17 protein-coding genes are annotated in these 18,891 nt (G+C 46.1%); 6 read left to right on the forward strand and 11 right to left on the reverse strand.

The window, feature by feature from the left end; all coding sequences use genetic code 11:
- Window positions 1-12 precede the first annotated feature (12 nt).
- Window positions 13-1,161, reverse strand: coding sequence for a GAK system CofD-like protein (locus tag D0S45_15700; GenBank protein ID TIH13232.1), 1,149 nt, complete (start codon window positions 1,159-1,161; stop codon window positions 13-15).
- A 103-nt stretch (window positions 1,162-1,264) separates the two neighbouring features.
- Here D0S45_15700 and D0S45_15705 point away from each other — a divergent pair, with 103 nt between their 5' ends.
- Window positions 1,265-1,870 carry a hypothetical protein gene (locus D0S45_15705; protein TIH13233.1) on the forward strand — a complete coding sequence of 202 codons (606 nt, stop codon included), beginning with the start codon at window positions 1,265-1,267 and terminating at the stop codon, window positions 1,868-1,870.
- On the opposite strand, the gene D0S45_15710 is transcribed toward D0S45_15705, so the two are convergent.
- Together D0S45_15710 and D0S45_15715 are read right to left on the reverse strand one after the other, a co-directional pair.
- Entirely contained in the window at window positions 1,867-3,057 is a 1,191-nt protein-coding gene (locus D0S45_15710; protein ID TIH13234.1) for a GNAT family N-acetyltransferase, read from the reverse strand. The genes D0S45_15705 and D0S45_15710 overlap by 4 nt on opposite strands.
- 16 nt (window positions 3,058-3,073) lie before the next feature.
- Window positions 3,074-3,991 (reverse strand): LysR family transcriptional regulator, encoded by a 918-nt coding sequence (locus D0S45_15715; GenBank protein TIH13235.1) that lies wholly within the window; start codon window positions 3,989-3,991, stop codon window positions 3,074-3,076.
- Between the two features lie 180 nt (window positions 3,992-4,171).
- On the opposite strand from D0S45_15715, the gene D0S45_15720 reads away from it, so the two are divergent.
- Window positions 4,172-4,597 (forward strand): iron-sulfur cluster assembly scaffold protein, encoded by a 426-nt coding sequence (locus D0S45_15720; protein ID TIH13236.1) that lies wholly within the window; start codon window positions 4,172-4,174, stop codon window positions 4,595-4,597.
- Between the two features lie 10 nt (window positions 4,598-4,607).
- On the opposite strand, the gene D0S45_15725 is transcribed toward D0S45_15720, so the two are convergent.
- The 3 genes from D0S45_15725 to D0S45_15735 form a co-directional block, all read right to left on the reverse strand.
- Window positions 4,608-7,628 (reverse strand): response regulator, encoded by a 3,021-nt coding sequence (locus tag D0S45_15725; GenBank protein ID TIH13237.1) that lies wholly within the window; start codon window positions 7,626-7,628, stop codon window positions 4,608-4,610.
- Between the two features lie 20 nt (window positions 7,629-7,648).
- The gene (locus tag D0S45_15730) at window positions 7,649-8,710 is read right to left on the reverse strand and encodes a hypothetical protein (protein TIH13238.1); all 1,062 of its coding nucleotides are present in this window, start codon (window positions 8,708-8,710) and stop codon (window positions 7,649-7,651) included.
- 129 nt (window positions 8,711-8,839) lie between these two features.
- Window positions 8,840-9,880, reverse strand: a complete 1,041-nt coding sequence (locus D0S45_15735) for an endonuclease/exonuclease/phosphatase (protein ID TIH13270.1) — start codon at window positions 9,878-9,880, stop codon at window positions 8,840-8,842.
- Between the two features lie 68 nt (window positions 9,881-9,948).
- Between D0S45_15735 and D0S45_15740 the strand changes: the two genes are divergently transcribed.
- A complete protein-coding gene (locus D0S45_15740; protein TIH13239.1) occupies window positions 9,949-10,707 on the forward strand; it encodes a hypothetical protein in 759 nt (252 codons plus the stop codon).
- Between the two features lie 267 nt (window positions 10,708-10,974).
- Here D0S45_15740 and D0S45_15745 read toward each other — a convergent pair whose 3' ends face one another.
- Window positions 10,975-11,436 (reverse strand): hypothetical protein, encoded by a 462-nt coding sequence (locus D0S45_15745; GenBank protein TIH13240.1) that lies wholly within the window; start codon window positions 11,434-11,436, stop codon window positions 10,975-10,977.
- An 81-nt stretch (window positions 11,437-11,517) separates the two neighbouring features.
- Here D0S45_15745 and D0S45_15750 point away from each other — a divergent pair, with 81 nt between their 5' ends.
- Together D0S45_15750 and D0S45_15755 are read left to right on the forward strand one after the other, a co-directional pair.
- The gene (locus D0S45_15750) at window positions 11,518-12,087 is read left to right on the forward strand and encodes a hypothetical protein (GenBank protein TIH13241.1); all 570 of its coding nucleotides are present in this window, start codon (window positions 11,518-11,520) and stop codon (window positions 12,085-12,087) included.
- Between the two features lie 113 nt (window positions 12,088-12,200).
- A complete protein-coding gene (locus tag D0S45_15755) occupies window positions 12,201-12,539 on the forward strand; it encodes a hypothetical protein (protein ID TIH13242.1) in 339 nt (112 codons plus the stop codon).
- Window positions 12,540-12,612: 73 nt separating this feature from the next.
- On the opposite strand, the gene D0S45_15760 is transcribed toward D0S45_15755, so the two are convergent.
- Together D0S45_15760 and D0S45_15765 are read right to left on the reverse strand one after the other, a co-directional pair.
- A complete protein-coding gene (locus D0S45_15760; protein TIH13243.1) occupies window positions 12,613-13,323 on the reverse strand; it encodes a hypothetical protein in 711 nt (236 codons plus the stop codon).
- A gap of 771 nt (window positions 13,324-14,094) precedes the next feature.
- Window positions 14,095-14,751 (reverse strand): helix-turn-helix transcriptional regulator, encoded by a 657-nt coding sequence (locus D0S45_15765; protein ID TIH13244.1) that lies wholly within the window; start codon window positions 14,749-14,751, stop codon window positions 14,095-14,097.
- Window positions 14,752-14,915: 164 nt separating this feature from the next.
- Here D0S45_15765 and D0S45_15770 point away from each other — a divergent pair, with 164 nt between their 5' ends.
- The gene (locus D0S45_15770) at window positions 14,916-15,215 is read left to right on the forward strand and encodes a hypothetical protein (protein ID TIH13245.1); all 300 of its coding nucleotides are present in this window, start codon (window positions 14,916-14,918) and stop codon (window positions 15,213-15,215) included.
- Window positions 15,216-15,279: 64 nt separating this feature from the next.
- Here D0S45_15770 and rnr read toward each other — a convergent pair whose 3' ends face one another.
- Together rnr and lpxK are read right to left on the reverse strand one after the other, a co-directional pair.
- The gene (gene rnr / locus D0S45_15775; protein ID TIH13246.1) at window positions 15,280-17,520 is read right to left on the reverse strand and encodes a ribonuclease R; all 2,241 of its coding nucleotides are present in this window, start codon (window positions 17,518-17,520) and stop codon (window positions 15,280-15,282) included.
- Between the two features lie 146 nt (window positions 17,521-17,666).
- Window positions 17,667-18,746 carry a tetraacyldisaccharide 4'-kinase gene (gene lpxK / locus D0S45_15780; protein TIH13247.1) on the reverse strand — a complete coding sequence of 360 codons (1,080 nt, stop codon included), beginning with the start codon at window positions 18,744-18,746 and terminating at the stop codon, window positions 17,667-17,669.
- Between the last annotated feature and the right edge of the window lie 145 nt (window positions 18,747-18,891).

The following is an 18,891-nucleotide window of genomic DNA, read 5'->3' on the forward strand; positions in this document are numbered from 1 at the left end:
ATCCTTTGCTTATTATTTCCTGATATCACTTTTTTGCCCCACCAACTCCATAAGAACCGAAGCCAGCAGTCGCGAATCAATCAGACCATCAGATTCATCTGAAACAAGCCTGCGGTCAATTACTTTCAAAGGAAGTTTTTCCAAAGCAGAAATATCCGGCTTTTCCTGATAGGTACCGTTTTCAGAATCAATGAGAACATAATTTAGCACTGCTTCCGAACTGATATATGCGGAATTATCCATACGCAAAATTTCAAGCAGCCTATCCACCTGCAAATTAATATTATGCCCGATCAGTTCCGGGTCAAAGCCCATATTGGGGATGAAAATTTTCGAGCAGGGATTCTGAGAAACAGCCTCTCCCAACCCTTGCGGAGACAGGGCGGCCAGCGTGCTGGAATAGAAACTCCCCATAGGGTAAACAATCAAATCCGCACCATGAACCAGATTTATTGCCAGCGATGAAGCATGCACAGGACGCGGCCATGGGTCATCCACCCCGGAACAGATCCACATACCGTCAATGGGTGAGGATATCGGATCAACTTCCTTGCCTGTAAACAGATGCTGCCCGGCCAAAATTTCCCCGTTCACCAGCCGCACAGCCAGATGCCCATTATCAACGGTAGAAGCCCGGACAATCCCCCGGACACCTATAAGATGAGAAAGCTGAGCGATAGGCGGAGCCAATATCCGCTGGTGGGCCATGAATCCAGCCGCAAGCAGGACATTGCCGAGACTGGCATTAACCGGATCAAACTTGTCTCCTGCAAGTTCGATAAAAAGAGCAAAGCGGTCTGCAAGTATTTTGCGAACAATTTCAGAAAAACCGTCCATGAGGGAATGAGAACCATTGGCGAGATGCGAAAGCTGTCCGTTAAGAGCTGTTCTGTCTGCATAACGAGGAAGGCGGGTTCCGAGCAATTCAACAATTCTTGCTTTATCCGGGCTGTCCGTATCCGCCAGAGCAAGCAAGCGATTGCGAACATCCCCCACCGCTGGCATGTCGAATACTTCCCGCAAGGCAGCGGAACTGCCTCCGGAGTCAAAAGTGGTTATAATATAGGCACATTCGGGGTTTACTTTTGCAAGTTCAGAGGCCAAACCGTTAAGGGCCGTCCCCCCGCTAAAAAAAACAATTCCCGGATGCTCTTTCTTCACCAGCAACTCCTTTACCTGAACCGCACATTTAGATAGTGAATATTGTAGTTTCAGCAGGTTATTTTATAACAATTGGCAATCAACATACCTCAATCTTACTGATATGAAAAACATTTTCCTCAACATACATGGATTCGGATCCTCAGGCGCGAACTCAAAAGCCGCAGCACTTACTGAAAACTTTCCCGAGCATGAGCTGATCAGCCCGGATCTCCCCCCAGACCCACTGGAATCAATTGAAATAATAGAATCAATTGTCATGGAAAACAAAAACCGTCCTTTGATTATGCAGGGGTCTTCCATGGGCGGCCTTTACTCGCTAATCATGCATTTTCGCCACTCAATCCCGGCTTTGCTAATCAATCCGGCATTGACTCCGGCAGCTCTGGTACGCAACCGTCTGGGAGAAGTATATGAATTCTCCAACGGTGACAGCATCCTCATTTCACAGGAACATGTGGACCGTTTTGCAATGGTGGAAAGAGAACTGAAAAAAGGCATTGTGGAAAAGGGAGTCCACAATGGGGAAGTACTGGCTCTGATAGGAGAACAGGACGAACTGCTGGACCAGAACATAATGAAATCAATACTCAGAAAGGCCGGAGCCGAAATCATTTCATATGACACCGACCACCATTTCGAAGGATATGATGAAGTTTCGCGCAAGAATGAAAATGTACGAGAATTCCTGCTTACCCGGCGGGGCTAATTACTGTCCTTGCCCATATCCATTCGGCCTACGGGCATCAGATCATTCATCTCGCTGATATAGCCATTTTCAAGGTTATTCACTTCCTGAATATAAGTCTTGAAGGTCAGGTCCATGGACGGATCGGTGAACTTGTGCAGGCTGTACGAAGGAGTAGAGAAAAAACCGCGTCTGGCTTTGTGCTCACCGCCCATGCCCGGATCATAGTTGTTTATACCGTTGGACACGGCCCATTCAATGGGAGCGTAATAACAAAGTTCAAAATGGAGGAAGCGGACTTCCTCAAAACAGCCCCAATATCTGCCCCAGAGCTGATCCCCGGAAAAGACAAACATTGAGAGGGCCAGCGGATCAGGATCATTACCCCGAAGGGCTACAGTAAACATCAGATTTTCCCGCATATTCTGCTTCAGACCCTCGAAAAAATCAGGAGTAAGGTATTTGCAGCTCCAAACCCCGAACTTATCATTGGTAGATTCATAGCAGTGATACATAAGATCAAAATAGCGGTCCGGAATTTCATATCCGGTCAATGTCTGCACCCTGACATTATCACGGTGCAAGGCCTTGCGCTCACGGCGGACAGTTTTACGCCTGTTGCTGTTCAGGGTGTCCAACCAATGGTCGAAATTCCGGTAATCATTGTTAAGCCAGACATATCCCTGATGCTTCCATGCAGCGTATCCGTAAGCTTCCATTTCAACAGCCCAATCAGGGTCCACAAAATTAAAAGCACAACTACCCAGACCGTTAATAGAGCAAAAGCGGTCAAGAGTCTGGCAGATCAAGCCGGTAACCCTTTGAGCTGAAATATCCGGGGCAATCATAAACCGATAACCGGATGCCGGGGTATAGGGACTCATACCCACAATCTTAGGATAATAGGCCATGCCCCCTTTCTGAGCCACTTCAGCCCAGACCCGGTCAAAAATAAACTCCCCTTCACTCTGATCGCGGACAAATAGAGGAGCAGCTCCCACAAGCCGTCCCTCGTAACGCACAAGCAGATGAGCCGTTAGCCAACCGCTTTCAGGAGTTGCGCTCCGGCTCTGCTCAATAAGGCGCAGCCAATCCCACTCAAGGAAAGGAAAATTTAATCCCTTGGCAAGCCGATCCCACTCATCCCGGTCAACTTCGGTGATTGAAGGAATCCATGAAATTTCAAGTCCATCCAATATATCAGTCATTTACCAATCCTAAAAACTACTGACCGCTAACTTTCCCGGCAAATGATCTTGATACCGAAAAATAATCCGCAACCCATTCCATAAAAACTCCAGCCGTATTGGAGTAATCCTCCCTGTTCCAGACCATATAGATGTCCATGCAGGGAAATTCGTCACTGATGGGAACCATGGCAATTCCCTTGCGTGAAACCCTGCTGTTCTCCGGGAGAAAAGTCACCCCCATGCCTGACGATATCAAGGCGGAAGCACCGGAAAGGCCGGAAATTTCCTGATTCACCTTGGGCAACAGCCCCCGTGAGGTAAAGGCTTTCATGATAGCATCGTAAAGGTCCGGCTGCCCGCTGCGGGGAAACAGGAGCAGGTTCTCCCGTGCAACTTCAGCCAATGATACGCTTTTTTCAGCGGTAAAGATATGATCTTCCGGCACAGCAAGAACATGTTTTCTGGAAAAAAGTTTTACTGACGATAAGCCTTCCATGGCATGAAGGTAAACAGTTGAAAACCCCACATCCAATTCACCGGACCGGATTCTCTCTAGCTGAATTGAAGCGCCGAACTGGCTGAGGCGCACAGAAACACCGGGATATCTGTGGCTGAAAGAACGCACCGCTTCCGGCAAAAGGCTGTCCATGGCAATCTCCATGAATCCAACCTTTATGTTGCCGTATTCCCCCTTGGACATCCGCCCCACAGTTGCAGCAGCCTCTTCGGCCTGAGCCACAATGTCCATAGCCTGCTTGTAGAAATAGCGTCCTTCATTTGTGAGCCGTACTTTACGACTGTTGCGCTCCAGAAGACGGGCTCCGAGTTCTTCCTCAAGGCCTTTTATCTGCTGCGAAAAAGGAGGCTGGGCAATATGCACCCTGCGAGCCGCACGACCAAAATGCAATTCCTCGGCCACGGCAATAAAATATCTCAGCTGTCTTAATTCCATCAAAAAAATCCATTGCTTAAAAACTGCGGGATAAAATCCCCGACTTCTTTTTATTCAACAATAAATCCTGTTTAATTACAATATTAATGTCTGAAGCTAAAAAACAGTAAAAAGTTTGATTGCATTTTTTTACGCCTTGGGCCAACCTCTGCACGCCTTATATCAACAAGGAGTTTTATTATGACCGATAATCTTGATAGTCTGCTTTCCGATATTCAGCAGCAGTGCGATGACGCAGCCCACGACATGTTCGGGGAGGAAACCTCCCGCTGGCACAACCCGACCTACGCCCGGACCATGGAAAACCCGGACAGCATAGGGGAAATGCGGGGAACCTGCGGCGATATCATCAAAATATTTCTCAAAATAGAAAACAATACCATTAAGGAAGCATCTTTCTTCACCACTGGATGCGGGCCAAGTATTGTCAGCAGTGACATGGCCTGCGAACTCAGCATGGGCAAAAACATTGACGAAGCCTCTGAAATAGGTGGGGAAAACATCCTCGAAAGACTCGGCGGATTACCCGAAGACAAAACCCACTGCGCGCATCTGGCAGCTTCAGCACTACAGGAAGCATTGGGAAACTGGATACAGAAAAAATAGTCGCGAAAACTTATAAGCTGTGCTTGAGAATACCCTTTATCAAGGAAATCTTTTTAATCGGCTTGGTCAAAAAGCCACTACACCCGGCCTCAAGGCAGGCTTCCCTGTCTTCTTTCCTGTCATTAGCCGTAAGAGCTACCACAGGTGTGGCCGGGTACCCGTTTTCCAACTCATACCCCCTGATTTCGCGGGTAGCTTCTAAACCGTTTTTTACAGGCATCTGGATATCCATCAGTACCAGATCAAAATTATTTTCACGGTAAATACGGACAGCTTCATCGCCGTCCACGGCAAAACGGAGCCTAAAAGGAGTATCCTTCAGGAGAAATTCAAGCAGTATACGATTGTTTTCCGAATCATCAACCACAAGAATTCTTAGTGGATTCAGCTCAATCATTTCTTCCCGAACCTCTGTTCCAGAAGGAAGATCGCCATAGATATCAAGCATGGCCTTAAGTAGTCCGCCTCTGGTCACAGGCCAGAACACACTACTTTTGACTCCGAAAAGCTGGTTTACTTCCGGACGGTTGCTGCTGACTCCGGGAGAAGAGGAGAGAGTGCAGAGCATAGGATTATCGTTATTCAACCGGGCCTTGATGGCTTCGACTTCACTTAATCCGTCTTCATCGCCGAGCCGATCAGAAATAATAACCAACTCAGCATCACTGCGGCAGGAGTCGCTCTGCACACAGGCAAAATTCAAATCCCCGGCATGCAAACATTTAGCACCCCACTCGCCAAGACATTTGCAGATATACTTCCTGACCAAATTCCGTTCATCGATGACCAGAATTTCGCGATCCTGCATTGCCGACCTGATTCTGCATGTATCCGCTTCTATTTCATCAACTCCGCCGACCTGAATATCGGCCCGGAACTCGGCTCCGCCGGATGATATATTGCGAACACTGATCTGCCCGTTCATTAGCTCAACTAAATTACGGGTAATAGATAGCCCAAGCCCTGTACCGCCGTACTTGCGGGTCGTGGAAGAGTCAGCCTGTACAAAATTATCAAAAATAATTTTGAGCTTTTCTTCCGAAATTCCTATCCCACTGTCACACACGACCATATGCAAAGCAGTCCTGCCTTCCGGACCGACAGAACTAGAAATATCCAAAACCACAGAACCTGAATCAGTAAACTTTATCGCGTTGCTGAGCAGGTTGACGAGAATCTGTTTTATTCTGGTCGGATCACCCTCGAAAAGGGTTGGACAAAGCGGGTCTACATGGCAGGCAAAAACCAGTTCTTTCTTCCACGCGCTTACGGACATGATCCCGGCAACTTCGTCCACAAGCTCATCAATATTAAATTTTGTATTTTCAAGAGTAAGTTTGCCGGACTCGATCTTGGACAGATCAAGAATGTCATTAATGAGATTCATCAACGCCTTGCCGGAATCCCTGAAAATGGAGACATAGCTCCGTTGCTCCATGGTCAGGCTGGTATCGAAAAGCATATCAGCCATACCCAGAATAGAATTCATGGGAGTACGAATTTCATGACTCATCTGAGCCAGAAATTCACTCTTGGTTCGGTTGGCGACCTCCGCTTTACCCATGGCCTCTTCAAGCTTCTTGAGAGTTTCCGCCATATGCGATGAATTGCGCTCCTCAACCTCTTTAGCCTTCAGCAATTCCGCCGTGTAATGCTGCAACTCATCTTCGTCCCGCTTACGGTCAGTTACATCACGGACAACACTAAGCAGCACATCCTGCCCATGATAAGTAATCTTGCGACTACGCACATCCGTGTAGACAATCTCCCCAGATTTTGCCACAGCCGGACATTCAAACTGCCGAGAACCTTCTTCGGTAAAAATACTGTTAATAAGTCCGCGCAGGGTTTCACGCTCATAAGCTGGAACAAGTTCAAAAACAGTCTTCTCTAAAAACTCATCGCGGTCATATCCAAGAAAATCAGCCCCGCCGCTATTAACCTTCATAAAAAGGCCATCCATATCAGTTATGCAGACCAAATCGTCCACATTATCAAAAAAGAACTGATACTGTTCCAACCCCCGGGTACGACGCAAGTTTTCAAGCATTGCGGAAAGAGCGTTACCCAGCGCGCTGATTTCAGTAATGCGACTCTCCCGGCCGGGAATATCCTCTTCCAAACCCCTGGAAATATCTTCAGCGGAAGTGGTGATGGTGCGCAGCGGGCGAGTTAATTTACTGCTCAAGTAAAGCGAAACACCTATACAAAGCCCTATGACCACTCCAAACAACGGCAGAAGCAGCAAGAATGTTTGCTGCAAAGACTCATTGAGCCTTGCATTGGAGACAAAATACCCAAGTCCTGAAACCAACGCACTACGATACAAAACCCCCTCTGTATCCTCGCCGAGCCTGACCTTGACAAGCTCGTCATCACCGACAGAATCTCCCAGAGACAAAGCAAGGGACTGCCCTGTAATAAGATCATACGCATTCCCCTGTTCAAAAAGGACCAGTTTGCTTCCAAAGGAATTCTTAAATGTGGAAACCAATTCCGACCTTGAAAAATCCACCAGACAAGCGGCACTGCCGACAACTTCCGACCTGCTGAGGATGGGAAGTGAAAAAACTGTTATAAATCCGTCCCTGCCTACCCGACAAAAGGAACAACGGAACGGAGAATTCATAAGTGCATTTTGAATATAGGTTTCATCGAAGGGCCTTGCCGAAGAGCTGAATATTCTGGCGTCACCCTTGCGCAAGACAAAAAAATCAATTCCCAGTGGGGCCTGGTCATACTCGGATAACTTCTCGGTCAGGGGGTAATCCACCCCCATCATCATGGCGACCCGGATAGAGTTATCCTTGCTAAGTTCCCCAAGACGGGCCATAGCACGGTGCAGAAAACTATAAAGCTCAAGGCTGGATTCCTGTCCCTCAGCCCGTACCCGGTCATGAAATTCATGTTTAAGTGTGCTAAAATAACTGTAAGAAAAGACCCCGCCCATAGCGAGAGCAGTGATAATGGCCATCCCGCATATTGCGGCAGCAACTAGAGTGGAAAGTCTGTAGGAAGATATTTTTTTCATTTCAGCAACATGAACTTCAACTATTTGTAAACAACATCAGCAGCCATCAAAATATCGGCGGGAATCACCATTCCCAATTCCTTTGCCCGCTTAAGATTAAAAACCAGAGCATAGCGCTCTGCTTCTTCAACAGAAATATCTCCGGGAGATGTTCCCTGCAAAATCATGGCAACCATTTTACCTGCCTGCCTGCCCATAGCTATAAAATCAACTCCGGCCCCGCCCAGCATTCCCAAACGGGCATAAACATAGTTAATTGAAATTCCCGGCGTACGGCAATTAGCAACGGTCCATTTTACAATATCCCCAGTGGAATGGCTTTGGCCATTCTTATCCTTGAGCAGTGTTGCCGCCGGATAGATGGTGCCTATCGATGGATCAGAGCAGGCCTGACGGATAATTTCTGTATACTCTTCCCAAGAAGTGGCAATGCGGGTCTCAAATTCAATCCCCAAATTCTCACCAGCTTCGTCCATTTCCTTACTGACCTGCTTGAACACAGCCTTGCCCGTGGGAGATTCACCCAAAAGGACCAATATTTTTTCAAGTCCGGGAATCAGCTGTTTCTGAACCCTGCAAGCATCGATGAAATGAAGTTTCTCGTACACACCGGTAATATTGTGTCCCGGTTTCGAACGGGAAACCATCCATTTCACTTTGCGGTCATAATCTTCAGGCTGTCCGTTCATCCCGCTAAAAACAATATCAATATCACTGTCCACAAGTTTAAGGCCGACGGAGCTAAAGGCATTATCATCAAGTAAAACCAGAACATCAGGACGAACCTCACGGACTCTTTCCAGAACCGCCGCGGCCTGTTCTTCTATAAGATCCGGGCTATTATTCACCTTCTTGGTTTTCATGGCATATTGATGAACAATAAGATTTGAGCCTTCCACAAACCCTGCTTTCTCCAGACTTTCCAGCACTCCCTGATGCTGCGGTTGCCCGCAGATATTTTCTAGACTGTAGCTATGCACAATCAATATCTTCTTGGTTTGTGTTTCCTCTGCAACAGCTACGCAGCAAGAAAACAAAACATACAAGCAACCCCAGATAAATACAGAAAGTCTTTTTTTCATCACTCCCCACAGTGCTGAACATCCTTTTAGTTTCATAAATAAACTTATTGTAGCCTTGTTTATATCATTTTTTCATCAACACAGACAGATAAACATGCCTCCTCTGATTATTTCACCTATCAGCACACACTATTTTACAGAGGAAAATTCCCCAAAGACAGGGTAATGATCGGAAGCAGAAATGGTATCCACGACTTTTGCCGACCCCGGAAGCAATCCTTTTGAATAAAAAAGAAAATCATAACGATGTTTGCGCTCGGCAAAGGTAAAATTTTTATGCAACATTTCAGCAGAATCTCCCGGGTTGCTGAGAACTTCACCTACTCCGTCCAAATCCTCTCGCAACTGATTGAGAAAAGGAGCCTTGCGGAGATCGGCTTCAGGAATCGGGGTTCCCCTGATATATGCTTGAAAATTAAAATCACCGCCAATCAGAAATTCCACACCGAAGCTTTCCCTCTTTATCCACTCGGCAAGATACCTTGCCTGCGCCACCCGAGCCGCCCTGTTCCAGACGCAGAGATGGACATTGTAAACATCGATCCGCTTACCACCAACCTCTACCGCAACCCGCTGCATGGAAGATTTCCAGAGCAAAGGATAATAAAAAATGTTCAGGATACTATTTTCAAAATTAGGTTTGCAGGAAGTCTGGACATATTCATTGGATACAATAGGAAATTTGGAAATTACAACCGTAGCCTTGGTAATCTTACGCTCTTTACGAAGGGGAAAGAACATATCCCAATCAACCACCGGAGCGGCATACCCCCAACCCAATCTATCCATGATATAATTCAACTGGTTCATATACCATGAACGCTTAGAATCAAGATCTACTTCCTGAAGCAGCACTATATTCGCATCTTCCGCCCTGACCAGATCAATAAAACTATCCAGATTGGTGGTGAAAAAGGTTTCGGGGTGTTCATCGGCAAGCGTGTGCTGCACCGATCCAGCCGCAAACCCCAGATTGTAGCTCAATACCTTTAGTTTTCCATCATCAACCTCTGCGGATTGAACTTCTTCATTGAACTTAAGAACCTGACCTTTTTCCAACACCCCTATCCGATAAACCGGATCAGTAAACCATTTGATCAGAAAATAACCGGCAACAAAAATAAGCCCACACAATAAAACAGATGTAAACAACTTTAAAAAAGTATACATGTAGTTCATTGTGACTCCTAAAATTATATTATATTATATTATATTTTATAAACTTATGATAAAAATAAATGCTTAAAACTATATTCAAAACCATCACACCTATCATTGCGATCCTGCTTGTTGCCTCTATGGTCCATGCACACCAAAAAAGACAACAAGTCATTAAAATTGTTTGCGGCTATAAATTTCCTCCTTTTTACACTGTAACAAGCAAAAAGGAACCCTCTAAAAACCTGAGCGGAACTTTTATTGATCTGATGCATAGATTTCAAGAAAACTACCCGCAATACAAGATTGAATATAAATGCATGCCCAGAGCAAGGATAGGCAAACAACTAACAAGAGGTAAAGCAGATGCTTTTGCCCTGACCTCCCCCATGTTCCTTCCGCCTGAAGTTAAGAACAAATACACTTCATCAATGCCCATGTGGACTATCTCCGACCATCTTCTTGTCTTAAAGGATTCACCAATAAAGCAAGTCGACTTTGACAATATGACGGGAGCAACTATTGCCGTATTACATGGGAATGACCATGGTCCCCTTAATCAATATTTTGAAAAAGGATTGTTAAAACGACATCCTGTATATGCAACAAGACAGATACTGGACCTGGTCTCTAAAAAAAGGGTTGATGCAGCCATCTGTAATAAAATGACCCTACCCGGCTTAATTAAAGATACACAACACACCATGGAGCATTTCAAAATTCTTGAAGAACCGCTTTACTCTTTCAGACTTCACCTTATTATACACAGAAAATACGCTGATTTCCTAAGTGATTTCAATGAATTTACAAAAAAATCACCCCTTACTGAAATTCAGTAAGGGGTGATTTTTCTACTGTCCCTCCGGGTAATAAAGAGGGCAATTTTTACCTTCAATGCGTACTAGCCTAACCGGTTGCGATTCCACTATTTCATTCGGGACAAAGCAGCGGTAGACTTCATATCCTGAGTTCAAAAGCAACATGCCACTGAGCAGAACAAGGCCCAGTGCCAAAGTATTCCTCATACGCAAACCTCCAGTAGGAATAATTTTCACCTTTGTTATTACAAGCAAAAATCGGTCCTACTGAAGCCCCCCCCTATTAAATTAGGGACAGCTCAGAACCATTATCTCTGTTTGGGATTTTTTTGCCCGTTTAAGCTTCTTCCCGCAGGTATACTCCACGTACAAATATTTCCCTTTGCCCGGATAGGGGTCACCGCAAAATTTATTCCCCACGATAAGGCGGCATTTACTTTTACCATCGCACTCTTTTACCAGAGCGTCCTTTGCGTTACAGAAATACTGTTTGTAGCCCAACTCACCCTCAAGTTCGAAGCTCATATTGCCGTACTTAGCACTCATGACTCGGATAGCATTTTCCGGAAAAACTTTCCCATCTGAACTTTGCACATCGGCATATTCAATTGATTTGACCTCACCTTCGGAAACAGGAACCTCAATGACTTTTCCATCGTTAAGGGTGATCTTCATTTCAGCCTGAAGATGAGGTACAAAAGTAAATATCCCTGCTGCGAGCAGCAAAAAAACAAAAACAAACCGAAACATAACATTGTCCTCCAGTTACTTTTTAATCACTTGCAAACATAGCTCAAAAATCCTTCAAGCAAAACCTCGGAGCCAAGATTTATGAAAATATTAATTGCAATAATGACCACAATACTCCTTTCAGCTCACTTTGCTGCGGCGCAGCAGATTAATAACCTCAAGGATTTGAAACGGCCGCGCTTCGAAGTTACATTTCCCGCCAAGACAACGGAAACCGAGAAAAAGCAATCAAACATGACTCAGGAAGTTAAAGCAAAAGACAATTCACGCTTTGCAGGGATCTATAAAGGGAGAGTGACCGTTCACTATAAGAAAAAGTTAGTCACAGCCGAAGCCACATTGCACATCGTGACAGAAAATCAGGAGCGCAAAAACCACTATGACAGCTACATTATCCCGGAAACCGGAGACTACCTTGAATCTACATGGAAACTTGATGGAGAAGATGTGCGCAGATCAGTGACTATTTCCGGGGATACAGTTTATGTAACTGATATCATAGAGTACAGCAGAGGTGGTAACTCTCAGATCAGAACCCTCGTCTTTTCACCTGATTACTCGGCACTGACTTTTTTAAAAACGGAATTTGATGATTCACAATCAAGCCCGGCAACCGGACAGATCATCGGCAGATTCATACGAGTTAAATAATTTATTGTATTGTCAAAATGTTTATTTCAAAGACACGTGGATAATCTTGAAAAACAATTGCTTTTATTCCATAATCACGATCAACAATCGGAAACTGAAATACGGAGTTTAAAATGTATATTTTGAAAAAAGGTCAGGAGAATAAATTTCAGGACCTCATCCCACTTGGTGAAACCGACTGGCCCGATGAAGTAAAAAAAGAAATTTGCGATTTTTTCAAAACCGCTGGGGTTGACAACCCCATGACCCAGAAACTGGTTGAACCCGGTCTTCAAGGTTTCCGCTCCAAGAGTGGTAAGGATGAAATAGACTGGGAAGATGTCGTTGCGTACTTCAAATACGAAGCCTTAAGCGTACTGATCATGCATGACGATAAGTTCAAGGAAAAAGCAGAAGAGCTTTACACCGACTTTTTCGCCAACCACAAATTCAAGGTCTGGAACAGAGATTAGATTTAGATTCGGACAGAAAACCAAAAGCCCCGATATTCCATACAGGACTACCGGGGCTTATTCTTATATTTCCTTATTCAGGCAGAGCGAAATCAATCTCAAGCCCTTGATTCAAAATCTTCAAAGCTGCTTCTGCCCCTTCCCATCCTGCGGCGCATTCAGGACTCAAGCTGACAGTAAGGGTTTTGATGACACCGCTATTCAGTGCCTTGCGCAGCTCGGAACCCCAGCCTCTTATATATTCGTCAGAGAAAAGGCGTCCCATTTTCCCATCTGCCATACGCCCAAAAAAATAATCTAGATCAAGATTGAAAATCCAATCACCTTTGAATTCACCAAGGGCGGCCGGAAACTCCCACGGTTCATAAGCAGCGAAGCGGACTGATTTCGGAGCCGAACCTTTACCATGGGTGGCAAAAGCCCAATTCTCAATTCTGTCCCCATACTTTTCAATGAAAAGACCAAGATAATTATCCCAACGAAATAGCGGAGTAACCGCAAAGAAATCATTGTCGTATCCGCATTCAAGATATTCACTGATGCCGAAGTTTTCAAAATCAGCATGCGGAAAATGAGAATAATCCTGAGCAGAAAACAGAGCGTCATAATGACGGTCCACATGGAACAGGTTTAAGCTTTCACTTTTTTTCAAACTTTCCACCCAGCACCACAATGCAGCACGATGGTTGTCCATGATGAAAATATTGTCCTGTTTCCACAGAAAATTAAGTTTAATTGCTGTCGAGTGGTTACGGCCCTGAAAATCTACTATCCATTCACCCATTATTTACCTCCAAGCATTCAGACATAAAGCTGATAAACACGAAGTGTGTGTATCAGGCTGCCACGCTCCGGTCCAGCCTGCATAAGACCACCATGTGCAGACTATCAGCACTCATAAAGAAAACATTACTATATGAATTACAACTCCGAAAATAGAGCCAGAGGGGCGGCAGACTGCCCCCGACGGACAGTCTGCCATGATGATGAGAGATGGATTAAATGTGTAGATGAGATGGTGCTGTATTCCGGCAGGCAATAAGGGAGAAACCTGCGGAAATTTTTTGAAATATGCTCTGCCGATAAAAACATCGCCAGCTATTGCCCTGCACTTCCGTACTGAAAAAATACTGGAAACTGTTCAGGGTTGTTACTAATTTATTTAAGTCTGTTTATATCAAGAGGAGAACCACAATCAGGGCAGACCCGAATGGTCTTGCCAAAAGTATTCCCCATAAGCCAGAAACGGGTAAACCATGCTTCATCTTTTTTGCTGTGGTACTGGACCATGACCCTGTTACCGCATTTGCAAAATCTTTCCTGCATGACCGACTCCTGCTTCGTGAATTTGTTTGGACTTAATTCGCGCCTTCCCGGCTTGCCCTTGCCATGTGACGACTTCAATCAACCACAACAAAACACACATGTCAATCTAAAATAAACATTACATAACATTTTTTTCATCTACAGTTAACTTTAACTGAATTATAGCGACCGAAAATCAAAAAAAAGCCCCCCAAGAAGGAGGGCCTGCAAAAACAACACGATAAAAAAACTAATGATATTCGCGAGAAACCCAGACGACCTGCCCAAGAACACGCACATTCTCAAGTTCATCGCCACCGAGATGAATGGGATCATAATCTTTGTTGTCGCTGTGCAGAACCACCTGCCCGGGCCTCTTTTCAACCCTTTTAACCATGACGGTGTCTTCCACACCCACAGCGTAAATACCCCCGGCAAGGATATCCTGCCGAGACTGGTCCAGCAGCACAATGTCACCTTCTTTTAATTCCGGCTCCATACTGTTGCCGTAAACTTCCATTAAAACCATGTCCGCTGGATTCCCCTTTCCGCCGATCCAATCCTTGCGAAAAGCGTAGAATCCTTCTATTTCGCCCCCGGTTTCAAAAGAACCTCCGCCTGCGGACAAACGGGCCGCAACCTTGGGAATACGGGAGAATTCATCTGCAAATTCAACGGCATTAACTTCCGGACGCGGGGACCCCATACCGGATTCAAGCCATGTGGAATCAAGATTGTAGCGCACGGAGAGTTCTAAAATCCAGCGCGGGGGAACGGTCCCTTTCTTCTTAACAAGGGAAACAGCAGCCCTGCCGACGCCCAGCTCGCGCGCCAGTTGAGCCTGTGTGGAAATATCAGTCTGGCTCTTCACTCTTTCAAAAAAAGAATCGAAATCTTTAGCTTGCATCGGCACCTCAAAAATTAACAACTGTTTAACGCAAAAGTTCATCTATACTTAACACTCATAATTCGATACTGCAACCATTTTTATAAACAGAGAAAGCTTTCAAAAAAAATATGTTTGTAGTAAAGTGCGCAAATAGTTAGGGGATATAGTCTTTGGAGATGTGAATGAGTAATGACCTGATTGTTAAAAATCTGGCTACAGAATATGTGGAACATTTTGAATTCGATTTCGGTGATGCCGGAGTTGAATTGTCCCTGCTTGACGATGCTCCCGTGGAACTCAAAAAATTAATTGCTGACCTTTGCGGAAAAGTTACACCGGAAACTCTGGTCAAAGTCTATGAATCCCTTAACGCCATCGCTGAAGCAGACGACATATACGCCTGTGAAATAGACGAAAAAGTATGTGAACTGACCCTCTTTTGCAAAATAGCCCGCAGAATCGAAGAAATCGCCACCCGCTGAATTTAAGAGCAGTACAAATTTTAAAAGCCCGCTAATTCTAAGCAGAATTAGCGGGCTTTCTTATTTAAACAAACTTCTTGTAATCTTCAGCACCAGAAACCAAAGCAAGGTTGGCTTCAAGCAATTCAAGACTCACCGATTCCAGCCGGACAGTAATCTTCTGCCCCAAACGGAAAGCATGCCCGGTGCGTTCTCCGACGATCATCTGGCGGTCCGACCAGAAAGTATAGTAATCATCTCCCAGCGACGAAAGGCGGACCATGCCTTCGGCCATGACTTCCTGAAATTCCACCCAGAATCCGAATTCCGCAATGGAAGAGATCACTCCGGTAAACTCTTCGCCAACCTTATCCTTAAGAAAAATAATGGTCAGACGTTTGAGGATTTCGCGTTCCGCTTCCATGGCTGTGCGCTCTGTTCCGCTGATGGAACTACCGATACGTCCCAGCTGTTTCTGACCGGGAATGGCCTGATGACCATCGCCAAGAGCAACCTTGAGCAGGCGGTGCACCACAAGGTCGGCATAGCGTCTGATGGGAGAAGTGAAATGGCAATAGCATTCCGAAGCCAACCCGAAATGTCCTTCATTGTCAGGTTCATACTTTGCCTGCTTCATGGAACGCAGCAGCAACCTGCTAACAATATACTCCTGATCAGTTCCTTCGGAATCCTTCACTACAGCCTGCAAAGACTGCGGGGTAATCGGATCAGGCGCCTGCTTGCTGATGCCGATCTTGCGCAACACCTTGAACAGGTTAGTCAGCTTTTCCTCATCAGGACCGGGATGCACGCGGTACAAACAGCCGATTTCCTTTTCGGTTAGGAATTCTGCCACAGCCTCGTTAGCCGCAATCATGAATTCCTCAATGATCTGGTGCGCAAAATTTCGACAACGCGGGCGAATATCCACGGTCCGTCCCTGCAAATTAAAAAGGATTTCCGGTTCCGGCAGGTCAAATTCAAGGCTACCCCGCCCTTTACGACGTTTATTGATCTTACGGGCCAGCTCTTCAGACAATTTGAGCATGGGCAGCAGGTCACCGAAACTTTCCTGCTCCTCTTTCTCGTCAAGAATAATTCCCTTGTAGACCTGCTCGTAAGTCAGCCGGGCATGACTCTTGATCACTGCCGGAGCAAAAGAAGACCTTACAGGCTCGCCGGATTTATTAAATTCAATAGTCGCGGTCATTGCCAGACGGTTCACATCCGGGTTCAGACTGCACAGCCCGTTACTGAGAGCTTCCGGAAACATAGGCTCCACGGACTTTGGAAAATAGTAGGAGTTACCGCGCTTCAGAGCCTCGCGGTCCATCGGGGATTCCATGGCTACATAATGGCTGACATCTGCAATTGCCACCCGCAAACGGTAACCACTGCCAATCTTTTCAACGAACACAGCATCATCAAAATCTTTCGCAGTTGCGCCGTCGATGGTCACAAAAGGAATGTCGCGCATGTCTTCGCGCTCGGCAAAATCCTCTTCGCACGGTTCATCCGGCAGAGCATCGGCCACCGCCATCACTTTACCGGGAAAAGCCGTGGGGATACCGTGGTTGGCCTTGACTACGGCCTCCTGCACAAGAACATCATCTTCCTCGCCCAGAATTTTCAGGATGCGTCCTTCCCAAAGCGATGGGTTGATCTGCTCACCGGGAGCCACCAGCAGGATTTCGCCCCTTGCAATCTGTGTGAAATCGACCTCAGCATCAACAGAATCAGCCGGGTAAATTTCCTTGCCGTTATCGTCCAGTATTGGCTCGTCAACAACCGCTTCGTCCGGTTCCACCACAATGCCGAAATCCAGCCGGGGATCAGTGGGATGGCAAAGCAGCGCAGTACCACCCATGGGCCGGATAACCCGCACCGGAAAGACCTGCTTGCCACGTTCAATCACACGGACCACACGCCCTTCCTCACGCTTACCGCCCCAATGGGAACCGGTAATGGCAACGGTAACCCGGTCGCCATGCCATGCATCGCGCAGGTTTTTGGTGTGGATATAAATATCTTTGCGTTTCTTATCGTCCGGCAACAGGAATGCCGCCCCCGAACGCTGGACCTGCAATTTCCCGGTGACCATGTTCATCTTATCCACAACGCCGTAGGCATTGCCGATTTTGATGATCTTCCCGTCACGGACAAGGTCTTTCAATATATTTTTAACAAATTTGCGGTGCCGCTTGGTCAGGCCGAGTCTTTTTTCAAGCTCGCCTGCGGATAAAGGTTTGCGGCTTTTATTGAAAACATTCATGGCCTCAAAAGGCTTAATCATACCTGGATCTTTCGATTTTCTTTTCTTTCCCATTTTAAATTCCTGAAATATTTGATGCGCTACCGCGCTTTTTTAATTTGATTTTGCCTCCGGCGGCTTAAACCCTTTTGCAAAAGGGTTTAAGAATCCCAAAACCTTTTATCGGTTTTGTTTTCGCTTAACTCGGATAGGCGTGCTGTTTACTTATTAAATGCGTCTATTAATCTTTGTTTATTCCACCACTTATCAAAGGGAGCTTCTTCTGTATCGTCAAAAAATATGGCTTCTTTAAATTCCACTTCCAGATCAATTACATAAAAATCTTCGCAGCCAAGGTTGGCTAATTTAATTGCATCCTTAGGAGTGCAAATAATTCGTTTTGTACCCGCTGCCGCTGCTTTTTTTCGGATCAGCTCCACATCCTGCGCGGTGTATGCGTGATGATCCTTGAAAATTATGAATTCTTCGGGTGCACGGCCCATAGATTTCCCGGCGTCATTGCGCAAGATTTCCGGTTTACCGATCCCGGCAAAAAGCAGATATTTCTCGCTGCCGAAACCGAGCCGTTCTCCACCGCCGAGTAACTTAAGACCCTTGGCGCGCAGCTCAAACTGAAATACGGGTTTCCCGAATTCGGACAACTTCTCTCTTATCAGCCAGATCATCTGCTTGAAAGCATCCGGCCCGCTTTTCACAAAAAAGACATCCGCCCGTTGCAAAGCCTGCTTATTCTCCCGCCATGTCCCACGGGGGATGACCTTATCCCAACCTGTTGTAAAATCGTCGGGAGTAAGCAGCACAAAATCCAGATCGCGCTCCACCGCCATATGCTGAAATCCGTCATCAAGCAGCATCAAGCCCGGCTTAAACTCATCCGTTGCCCATGCCCCGGATCGCTTACGTACCGGGTCGACAACGATTTTCGCATTTGGATTTCCATTCGCCAGCATGAGCGGCTCGTCCCCGGCCTCATGAACAGGGCTAAAGCTGCCCACCAAATACGGTAATGAACTGGGTTTGGCCCCATAACCACGGGTCAACAGCACTGTCAACAAACCTTCACACTCCGCCCACTTGAGCAGCCAGTCCGCAATAGGAGTCTTTCCGCTGCCCCCGGACCCGATATTACCCACGGAAATGCACGGACAAGCAGGCCGAAACCTCTCACACCCGCCACTTGCATACTTCTCTGCACGGCGGGACATGACTGCGCCGTATCCCTTGGATATTGGAGCGAGGATGGGTCCTAAAATTTTCTGGGCTTTGAACAGCAAGGACATCTTACAATTCTCCGAGTTCAAAAAAGTTAAATCATGCCAAGACATTTTTAACAAAAATAACTCCCTCCCGCTAAAAGTTTTTGGGAAAGGAGTCCAGAGGCATCAAAAAAATATGCTCTGCCGGACTTGGAAAGTCCGACAGAGC

It is taken from the genome of Marinifilum sp. JC120 (assembly GCA_004923195.1).
In the GTDB taxonomy this organism is placed as follows: Bacteria; Desulfobacterota; Desulfovibrionia; order Desulfovibrionales; family Desulfovibrionaceae; genus Maridesulfovibrio.